Source organism: Halorubrum sp. SD626R, from assembly GCF_001261915.1.
In the GTDB taxonomy this organism is placed as follows: Archaea; Halobacteriota; Halobacteria; order Halobacteriales; family Haloferacaceae; genus Halorubrum.
Window position 1 is genome coordinate 1 of sequence record NZ_CVRT01000129.1, and the last position, 8,428, is coordinate 8,428.

The 8,428-nt window shown below is 71.5% G+C and carries 12 protein-coding genes; 5 read left to right on the plus strand and 7 right to left on the minus strand.

The genetic code is table 11. The annotated features are described in order from the left end of the window. From SD626R_RS12945 to SD626R_RS12955, 3 genes are all read right to left on the minus strand, one after another. A partial coding sequence (locus SD626R_RS12945) for an urease accessory protein UreH domain-containing protein (RefSeq protein ID WP_141651438.1) occupies positions 1-248 on the minus strand: 248 nt, incomplete at its 3' end. Positions 249-336: 88 nt separating this feature from the next. After that, positions 337-765, minus strand: coding sequence for a plastocyanin/azurin family copper-binding protein (locus tag SD626R_RS12950; protein WP_092566762.1), 429 nt, complete (start codon positions 763-765; stop codon positions 337-339). A 116-nt stretch (positions 766-881) separates the two neighbouring features. Further along, positions 882-1,643: a helix-turn-helix domain-containing protein gene (locus tag SD626R_RS12955; RefSeq protein WP_092566763.1), complete on the minus strand. Its 762-nt coding sequence runs from the start codon at positions 1,641-1,643 to the stop codon at positions 882-884. A gap of 136 nt (positions 1,644-1,779) precedes the next feature. Between SD626R_RS12955 and SD626R_RS12960 the strand changes: the two genes are divergently transcribed. From SD626R_RS12960 to SD626R_RS12980, 5 genes are all read left to right on the plus strand, one after another. Continuing rightward, positions 1,780-3,306, plus strand: coding sequence for a phytoene desaturase family protein (locus SD626R_RS12960; RefSeq protein ID WP_092566764.1), 1,527 nt, complete (start codon positions 1,780-1,782; stop codon positions 3,304-3,306). 199 nt (positions 3,307-3,505) lie between these two features. Further along, entirely contained in the window at positions 3,506-4,303 is a 798-nt protein-coding gene (locus tag SD626R_RS12965) for a bacteriorhodopsin (protein ID WP_092566765.1), read from the plus strand. Between the two features lie 117 nt (positions 4,304-4,420). Then, entirely contained in the window at positions 4,421-4,759 is a 339-nt protein-coding gene (gene pth2, locus SD626R_RS12970; RefSeq protein WP_092566766.1) for a peptidyl-tRNA hydrolase Pth2, read from the plus strand. After that, positions 4,760-6,274 (plus strand): tRNA pseudouridine(13) synthase TruD, encoded by a 1,515-nt coding sequence (gene truD / locus SD626R_RS12975; RefSeq protein ID WP_092566767.1) that lies wholly within the window; start codon positions 4,760-4,762, stop codon positions 6,272-6,274. It begins immediately after the preceding gene. 143 nt (positions 6,275-6,417) lie between these two features. Continuing rightward, positions 6,418-6,972, plus strand: coding sequence for a GMP synthase subunit A (locus tag SD626R_RS12980; protein WP_092566768.1), 555 nt, complete (start codon positions 6,418-6,420; stop codon positions 6,970-6,972). 6 nt (positions 6,973-6,978) lie between these two features. Here the strand turns inward: SD626R_RS12980 and SD626R_RS12985 are convergent, their stop codons facing one another. The 4 genes from SD626R_RS12985 to SD626R_RS13000 all read right to left on the minus strand — a co-directional run bounded on the left by SD626R_RS12985 (position 6,979) and on the right by SD626R_RS13000 (position 8,417). Beyond that, the gene (locus tag SD626R_RS12985; protein WP_092566769.1) at positions 6,979-7,404 is read right to left on the minus strand and encodes a universal stress protein; all 426 of its coding nucleotides are present in this window, start codon (positions 7,402-7,404) and stop codon (positions 6,979-6,981) included. Positions 7,405-7,429: 25 nt separating this feature from the next. After that, the gene (locus SD626R_RS12990; protein WP_092566770.1) at positions 7,430-7,627 is read right to left on the minus strand and encodes an HVO_0649 family zinc finger protein; all 198 of its coding nucleotides are present in this window, start codon (positions 7,625-7,627) and stop codon (positions 7,430-7,432) included. 153 nt (positions 7,628-7,780) lie between these two features. Next, the gene (locus SD626R_RS12995) at positions 7,781-8,023 is read right to left on the minus strand and encodes a DUF3194 domain-containing protein (protein WP_092566771.1); all 243 of its coding nucleotides are present in this window, start codon (positions 8,021-8,023) and stop codon (positions 7,781-7,783) included. A gap of 7 nt (positions 8,024-8,030) precedes the next feature. After that, positions 8,031-8,417 (minus strand): prefoldin subunit beta, encoded by a 387-nt coding sequence (locus SD626R_RS13000; protein ID WP_092566772.1) that lies wholly within the window; start codon positions 8,415-8,417, stop codon positions 8,031-8,033. Positions 8,418-8,428 lie beyond the last annotated feature (11 nt).

Consider the following 8,428-nt stretch of genomic DNA (forward strand, 5'->3'; position numbering starts at 1 on the left):
AACAGGGCGTGCTGGCGGACCTCGTAGGTGGAGAGGTGGCCGCCCCGGCGGTCGGCCGAGGCCGACGCGGCGCCGCCGGCTCCGCCGCTCGTCGCGCCCCCGCCGTCCGTCCGGCCGCCCCCCTCTCGCATCCGGCCGGCGTACACCGTGACGAGCGGGCCGCACATGCCGATACAGTGGGCGCCGCCGAGCAGCCCGATGGCGAGGAACAGCAGGACGTCGGTCCCCAGGAGCGTCGAGACGTTCATGAGCTATCGGTTACCGCGCCTTGGCGTCGCGGGCGGTAATGGGTTTCGTCGGGGGCGGTGCCGCCGGACTGCGGCGAGTTCCGGCGCATCACTCCTCCACGAAGACGGTCGCGTACATCCCGCCGGTCTCGTGCGGGACGCAGACGTAGTCGTAGCGCCCGGCGACCTCGAAGGTGTGCGAGTAGCGGTCGCCGCTCTCCAGCCCCCCGCCGAAGTCGGACGCCCACGCCTCGCGGGCGGTCTCCTCGTCGTCGTAGCCGCCGGAGGCGAAGTAGTCGGCCGCGTCGGGGATCCCGCCCTCGTAGGCGGTCACCGTGTGCGCTCGCGCGCTCGTGTTCTCCCAGACGACGGTGTCGCCGACGGACACGGTCAGCTCCGCGGGGCGGTAGGCGGACGCGACCATCCCGACGTCGTAGTCCGGCTCGCCGCCGACCCCGGCGCAGCCGGCGAGCGCGACCGTCGATCCGGTCCCGAGTCCGGCCGCGCCGACCCGTCCGAGGAACCGTCTGCGGTGCATACCGCCGGTTGGGACCTCGCGCGTTTCAATACCGCGGTTCGCCCCACCGCGCGGGAATCGCTCGGCCTCCGCGAGCGCCCTCGTCGCGCGCCGGCCCCCGGGCGGAGCGGCGCTCGTCACGGGTCCACGAGCTCGTCGAACACCCGCCGCTGGGCGGCCGCGAGGTGCTCGGCGAACGTCGAGCGCGCGATCCCCACGGCGGCCGCGACCGCCTCCGCGTCGGCCCCCCGTGGGTACTCGAAGTAGCCGAGCCGCTGGGCGGTCCGGACGACCTCGCGCTGTCGGTCGGTCAGCCGTCCTCGGTCGATCACGACGGGGTCGCAGTCGGCCGATCCGCCGGAGCGGGTGAGCCGTTCGAGCGTGACCGACGCCCCGGTGGCCTCGACGGTCTCGACGATCTCGTCGATCGGGTCGACCGACGGCAGCGAGAGCGTGAGGAGGATCCGGTCGGGACCCGTCCGGACGGTGACGTCCGAGACCGGGTGCCCGAGCGACTCGATCGACCGACAGGGGTACGGCTCCGTCGGGGGACTCCGGGTCCGGTAGACGTACTCGCCGTCGGCCGCGAACACGGGCTCCGCGCCGATCTCCCGGTCGGTGCGGAACTCGGAGACCACGGCGTCGTCGAGGCGGACGCGCTCCACGTCCGTGGCGACCGCCCCGTCGGGGAGCGCGTCCGCCACAGGCGCGTGCGGCGGGTCGCGGACTGCGAGTCGGGCGCGGACGCCCCCCGACCGGCCGACGGCCCCCTCGACGATCGCGCCGTCGGGGTCGCCGTCGGACGGGTCGCTGACGGGCGGGCTCCCGTCGGGCGGATCGCCGGCGACGGGATCGGTCGAATCGTCGGCGGACGCCGGGCGACGTGACCCCCGCGACATGTTCGAATACTGTCCGCGAACCGGTAAAAAAACGGTCCCGAACGAGTACGTCCGGATCCGGCGGTCCGCGGGCGATTGATAAAGCCCCGTCGTGGGACGGACACGACTCTCCCGGCCGGCCGCCCTTCGATCGACGATGACAGCGCGTGGGCTCGACGAGGTGTCGATCGGGATCGTGGGCGGCGGCCTCGGCGGGCTCTCCGCGGCCGCGCACCTCGCCGACGCGGGGGCCGAGGTGACGCTGTACGAGCGCCGCGAGCGCGTCGGCGGGGTCGCCGGCCGGCTCGAACGCGACGGGTTCCGGTTCGACACCGGCCCCTCCTGGTACCTCATGCCCGGCGTCTTCGAGCGCTTCTTCGAACGGTTCGGTCACGAGCCGAGCGACTTCTACGAGCTGGAGCGGCTCGACCCGCACTACCGCGTGTTCTGGGACGACGGGGACCGCGTCGACGTCCCCGCGGATCCGGACGCGGCCGCGGGGCTGTTCGAGTCGTACGAGGACGGCGCCGGCGACGCCTTCCGTCGGTACCTCGACGACGCGGAGACGGCGTACGAGGTCGGCATGAACCGCTTCGTCCTCCCGGGGCGCTCGCGGTTCCGCGACTACCTGTCGACCGACGTGCTCGCGGGCGGGCGAAAGCTCGACCTGCTCGGCACGCTCGACGAACGCGTGCGGTCGTACGTCGACCACCCGAAGCTCCGGCAGCTGCTGCAGTACACGCTCGTCTTCCTCGGCGGCTCGCCGTACAACACCCCGGCGCTGTATCAGCTGATGAGCCACGTCGACTTCGGGCTCGGGGTGTACTACCCGCTCGGCGGAATGTACGAGGTGATCGAGGCGATCGAGTCGGTCGCGACGGAGCGGGGGGCCGACGTTCACACCGGCGTCGGCGTGACCGGCATCGAGCCGGGGACCGACGGGATCGCCGTCGAGCTCGGCGGCGACCGCTACGTCCACGACCGGGTCGTCTGCAACGCGCCGCCCGAGCACGTCGAGCGCGAGCTGCTCCCGGACGGCGCGGTGTCGCGGCTCGGCGACTACTGGGGCCGCCGGACGTACGGCCCGAGCGCGCACCTGCTGTACCTCGGCGTCGAGGGGTCCCTCGACTCGCTGGCGCACCACACGCTCGCGCTGCCGACCGACTGGAAGCCCCACTTCGACGCGATCTTTGAGTCGCCGGCCTGGCCCGAGAACCCCACGGTGTACGTGAACGTCCCCTCGCGCACCGACCCGTCGGTCGCGCCCGAGGGCCACGAGGCGGTCGTGACGCTCGTCCCGCTCGCTCCCGGGCTCGACGACGACCCCGACCGCCGGGACGCGTTCCGGGAGCGCGTCCTCGACGCGGTCGCGTCGTACACCGGGGCGGACCTCCGCGACCGGATCGTCGTCGAGGAGTCGGCTTGCGTCTCCGACTTCGCGGAGCGGTTCGACCGGCCCGGCGGGAGCGCGCTCGGGCTCGCGCACACGGTGACGCAGACCGGGCCGCTCCGCCCCGGCCCGCGGGTCCGCGGAGCGGACCGGCTCTACTACGTCGGCGGGAGCAGCAACCCCGGGATCGGCGTCCCGATGTGCCTGCTGAGCGGCGAACACTGCGCCGAGGCGGTCGCGGCGGACGTCGCTCACGGGCCCTTAGACCGGTTCCCGATGATCGGGCGCCGATAACCCCACCGCGAAGTTCCCTGTCCACTTCTCTCCCGGATAATCGGAACATCTCAAATAATTCAGTTCGAGATCGAAATCCATCAGAAAAGCCTTACCTGTCAGGTTGGCACCTTTAATAAGATAGACACATACCCTCCGGTGTCGCATGATCGAAACAGCAGCGGCTGACGTACTCGCCGGGGGAACAGTCCCGCTCGAAATGACGCAGACCGAGATATTCCAAGCGATCCAGTCCGACGCGCTCCTGAGCGCGTCGCTCTGGATAAACATCGCCCTCGCGGGTCTGGCGATCCTCCTGTTCGTGTACATGGGGCGGAACGTGGAGGACCCGCGCGCACAGCTGATCTTCGTCGCTGCGCTGATGGTACCGCTGGTGTCGATCTCCAGCTACACCGGCCTGGTCTCCGGACTCACGGTAAGCTTCCTTGAGATGCCGGCCGGCCACGCGCTGGCCGGGCAGGAGGTGCTCACCCCGTGGGGACGGTATCTCACGTGGGCGCTGTCGACGCCGATGATCCTCATCGCGCTCGGCCTCCTCGCCGGGACGAACATGGCTAAGCTGTTCACGGCCGTCGTGGCCGACATCGGGATGTGCGTCACCGGCCTCGCGGCCGCGCTGACCACGTCCTCGTACATGCTGCGCTGGGTCTGGTACGCCATCAGCTGCGCCTTCTTCGTCGTCGTCCTCTACATCCTCCTCGCCGAGTGGGCCGAGGACGCCGAGGTCGCCGGCACCGCGGAGATCTTCAACACGCTGAAGGTGCTCACCGTGGTCCTCTGGCTCGGCTACCCGATCTTCTGGGCGCTCGGCGCCGAGGGCCTCGCCGTGCTCGACGTCGCGATCACCTCGTGGGCCTACAGCGGGATGGACATCATCGCGAAGTACCTCTTCGCGTTCCTCCTGCTGCGCTGGGTCGTCGACAACGAGCGGACGATCGCCGACGTGGCGTCCGGTCTCGGCTCCGCCTCCCGCGGCGCGGCCCCGGCCGACGACTGACGACGCGGTCACCTTTCCTCTCTGCGATCTCGCTTTTCGCCCGTCTCCCCGCTTGGAAGCCACCGGCCCGGCGATCGAGAGACAAGCGCTAAACCCGCGGCGGCGGTGGGACGTGACATGAAACAGGCCATCGTCGCCCGGACGGACATCGGGATGGGCGAGGGGAAGCTCGCCGCGCAGGTCGCGCACGCGTCGCTGTCGGCGTACCAGGACGCGTCGCGGCGCGCCCGGAAGAAGTGGCAGGGCGAGGGACAGAAGAAGGTCGTGCTCAAGAGCGACTCCGAGAGCCAGCTGTTCGCGCTGGCCGACAAGGCGGAGACGGAGGGGCTACCGTACGCGATCGTCCGGGACGCGGGCCACACCCAGCTGGAGCCGGGGACCGTCACCGCGCTCGCGGTCGGCCCCGCCCGCGACGACAGCGTCGACCGCGTGACCGGCGACCTCTCGCTGTACTGAATGGCTCCCGAATCCACCCTCCGCGAGGCGCACCCCACGGAGCGCGCGGTCGGCATGGCCTCCTACGTCAGCGACGCCGACGGGATCGGCGGCCGGCTCCGGGAGTCCCCCGAGGACTTCCGGGTCCGGGAGCTGGAGGCGTTCGACCCGGAGCCGCTCGGGGCCGACCGCGGGAGCTACCCGGAGCTCGTCGTCCGCGTCACGCTGCGCGACTGGGACACGAACGACTTCGCGCGCCGGATCTCGGACGCGCTCGGGATCAGCCGCGAGCGGGTCTCGTGGGCCGGGACGAAGGACAAGCGCGCCGTCACCACACAGCTGTTCACCCTCCGCGAGATCGACCCCGACGACCTCCCCGCGATCCGCGGCGCCGAGATCGAGCCGCTCGGCCGCGCGGGACGGCGGCTCTCCTTCGGCGACCTCGCCGGCAACGCCTTCGAGATCCGCGTCGCCGACGCGGTCGACGAGGCGCCCGAGCGCGTCGCCGAGGTGGTCCGCGACCTCCGGGCGTTCGCGGGCGGCGAGGACGACTCCCCGGGCGGCGAGGGCGACCCCCCGAGCGGTGACCACCCGCCGACCGAGGCGACCGTCGGCGTCCCGAACTACTTCGGCCAGCAGCGCTTCGGCAGTCGGCGGCCCGTCACCCACGTGGTCGGGCTCGCGATCGCCCGGAACGACCCCCGCGAGGCGGTCCGGCTGTACGCGGGCAACCCCGCAGAGACGGAGCCCGACGACACCCGGGCCGCGCGCGACCGCGTCGACGCGGCGTTCGGCGTGGACCCCGACCTCGCCGGCGGAGAGACCGTCCTCGCCGATGTCGACGACGCGGAGCGCTCGGCCGCCGACGGCACCGGCGACGGCGACTGGGGCGCCTGCCTCGGCGCGATACCCGGCAAACTGCGGTTCGAGCGGTCGATGGTCCACCGGCTCGCCGACCGCGGCGTCGATCCAGACGCGCCGCCCGACCACGAGGACTGGTGGCACGCGCTGGAGGCCGTCCCCTCCAACCTCCAGCGGCTGTTCGTCAACGCCGCCCAGTCGTTCCTCTTCAACCGGATCGCGAGCGAGCGGCTCCGGCGCGGGATCCCCTTCGACCGCCCCGTCGCCGGCGACGTGGTCTGCTTCGCCGACGGCGACGCGCCCGACGAACTGTACGCGCCCGACGCCGACCGGCTCCAGCGGGTCGACGACGACCGGGTCGACACCGTCACCCGGCACTGCGAGCGCGGGCGGGCGTTCGTCACCGCGCCGCTCGTCGGGACGGAGACCGAGATCGGGGACGGCGAGCCCGGCGAGATCGAGCGCGAGGTCCTCGCCGACGCCGGGATCGAACCCGGGGACTTCGCGCTCCCCGGCGACTTCGACTCCGCGGGCACCCGGCGGGCGATACTCCTGCGTACCGACCTCGACGCGACGGTCGCGTACGACCCGCGGTTCGCGTTCGCGCTCCCGAGCGGGTCGTACGCGACCGTCCTGCTCCGGGAGTTCCTCAAGCGCGGGCCGCTCGACCTGTGACCGGAGCGCGGCGCGCTCTCCGCGTGCCGTCTCCCCGTTTTGATCCGCGTTTATGTATTACTAGGGCCGCGTGAACCGCGAAACCACCACATTACTGTGACCCGTTCCGAGCCGTTTTTGTGCGGGAGCCGTCAATCGAGGCCATGACCCGGATCGTCGTCATCGACCTCCACGGCCAGTTCACGCACCTCGAACGGCGCGCGCTCCGCGACATCGGCGTCGACACCGAGATCGTCGACGCCGACGCGCCGGCGGACGCGGTCGAGGCCGACGGGATCGTTCTCTCGGGCGGCCCCGACATGGACCGCGTCGGCAACGCGCCCGACTACCTCGACCTGGACGTCCCCGTCCTCGGCATCTGCCTCGGGATGCAGCTGATCGCGGCCGAGCTCGGCGGCGCGGTCGGCGGCGGCGACTACGGCGGCTACGCCGACGTCGACGTGGAGATCGTCGACGACGCGGACCCCCTGGTCGGGTCGCTCGCGCCGGAGACCCGCGTCTGGGCCTCGCACGCCGACGAGGTGAAGTCGCTCCCGGAGGGGTTCGCCCGCGTCGCCACCTCCGACGTCTGCGGTATCGAGGCGATGTCGAACCCCGAGGCGGCCCTGTACGGCGTCCAGTGGCACCCGGAGGTCGCGCACACCGAGCGCGGCGAGGAGGTCTTCGAGAACTTCGTCTCCATCTGCGAGTCGGCGTAGCTCCGTTCACTCCGCCAACCGCGCGGTCAACACCGGCGCCTCGCTGTGTCGCACCACCCGCTCGGCGACCGATCCGGCCGCGAGGAATCGGCCGACGCCGGTCCGGCCGTGGGTCCCCATCACGATCAGGTCGACCGCGTAGTCGCCCGCCGCGTCGAGGATCTCCTCGTGCGGGCGGCCGCGTCGGAGGTGCCGCTCGACTGGGACGCCGCGTTCCGCGCCGGCCGCGGCGACCGCGTCGAGGGCGTTCTCGCCGCGCTCCTCCTCGCGCTCGACGACCACGTCCCAGCCGTCGGCGCCCGCGATCGTCTCGTCGACCACGAACAGCGCGTGGATCCGCGCGTCCGCTAGCTCGGCGAGGTAGCACGCGTGCTCGACGGCAGCGTCGCTCCCGCCGCTTCCGTCGGTCGGACAGAGGATCTCGTCGTACATCGGTGCCGGCTCTCAAAACCCCGTCTCAGAGCCGGTACTGCCGGAGGTGTTCGGTCCCGCAGCCCGGACATTCCCGGCGGTACTCGACGGTCGCGCCCGTGGTGACCGCATCCCACTCGCCCGCGTCGTCGACGAATCCGCAGTCCTCGCAGGCGTGCGACCGCTCGTCGAGCCGCGCGCGGAGGCGCTCGAAGGCCGACGTTCCGCCGTGGCTTCGTGACATGCGGTAACAGTTCACAATACTTCGATTAATAGCTATCGGTGACGGGAGAGGTGTGCCCATCGTGCACCCGAAACCGGCGGTTCCGGCGTCGAGACGCGTCTCATCGACTGATTCTCGGACTGATCGAGCGGAAAAACGGGAGGAAACGGCCGCCTACTCCGCGAACAGCTCGTCGACCGCCTCGCCGGCGGTCTCGGCCGCCTCGCGGGCGACCGCGTCGGGGTCGGGGTCTTCGGGGGCGTTCAGGTAGACGTCGACGTCGAGCACGCCCTCCTCGAACGTCACCGTGACGTCGAGGTCCGTCACCGCCGACTGGTCGTAGCGGGCGAAGACGACGCCCTCCGCGGCCTCGGCCGCGGTGCGGACCACCTCGTCGTCCGTCGGCTCGTCGCTCATCGACCGCTTACGCGCCGCCCGCGCCCGGACCGCCCGGACCCATCGGACCGCCGCCGCCGGCGCCGCCCTGAAGCATCTGCTGGAGCTCGCCCTGCAGGTCGTCGAACTGCTCTTCGACGCGCTCCTCCTGCTTCTGAAGCTGCTCGACGCGGACTTCGAGCGAGTCGACCTTGTTCTCGAGGTCGTCGTAGGCGGACTCGTAGTCCGTCTCGACGAGGACCTCGCCGATCTCGCGGTACATTCCGGCGTCCTCGTCGATGTCTTCGAGGGCGTCGAGGGCCGTCTTGGACTCGTTGAGCGCGGACTGCGCCTGCTCCTTCTGCTCGGCGACCTGCTGTGCGGTCTCCTGCAGCTCCTGCAGCTCCTCGATCTTCTCCTGTGCCTCGGGCGGCATGTTCCCTTGCA

Bases quoted from the DNA above. Each gene is read 5' to 3' on its own strand.
- SD626R_RS12950 (WP_092566762.1), bottom strand. From the start codon at position 765: ATGCACCGCAGACGGTTCCTCGGACGGGTCGGCGCGGCCGGACTCGGG.
- SD626R_RS12955 (WP_092566763.1), bottom strand. From the start codon at position 1,643: ATGTCGCGGGGGTCACGTCGCCCGGCGTCCGCCGACGATTCGACCGAT.
- SD626R_RS12960 (WP_092566764.1), top strand. From the start codon at position 1,780: ATGACAGCGCGTGGGCTCGACGAGGTGTCGATCGGGATCGTGGGCGGC.
- SD626R_RS12965 (WP_092566765.1), top strand. From the start codon at position 3,506: ATGACGCAGACCGAGATATTCCAAGCGATCCAGTCCGACGCGCTCCTG.
- pth2 (WP_092566766.1), top strand. From the start codon at position 4,421: ATGAAACAGGCCATCGTCGCCCGGACGGACATCGGGATGGGCGAGGGG.
- truD (WP_092566767.1), top strand. From the start codon at position 4,760: ATGGCTCCCGAATCCACCCTCCGCGAGGCGCACCCCACGGAGCGCGCG.
- SD626R_RS12980 (WP_092566768.1), top strand. From the start codon at position 6,418: ATGACCCGGATCGTCGTCATCGACCTCCACGGCCAGTTCACGCACCTC.
- SD626R_RS12985 (WP_092566769.1), bottom strand. From the start codon at position 7,404: ATGTACGACGAGATCCTCTGTCCGACCGACGGAAGCGGCGGGAGCGAC.
- SD626R_RS12990 (WP_092566770.1), bottom strand. From the start codon at position 7,627: ATGTCACGAAGCCACGGCGGAACGTCGGCCTTCGAGCGCCTCCGCGCG.
- SD626R_RS12995 (WP_092566771.1), bottom strand. From the start codon at position 8,023: ATGAGCGACGAGCCGACGGACGACGAGGTGGTCCGCACCGCGGCCGAG.
- SD626R_RS13000 (WP_092566772.1), bottom strand. From the start codon at position 8,417: ATGCCGCCCGAGGCACAGGAGAAGATCGAGGAGCTGCAGGAGCTGCAG.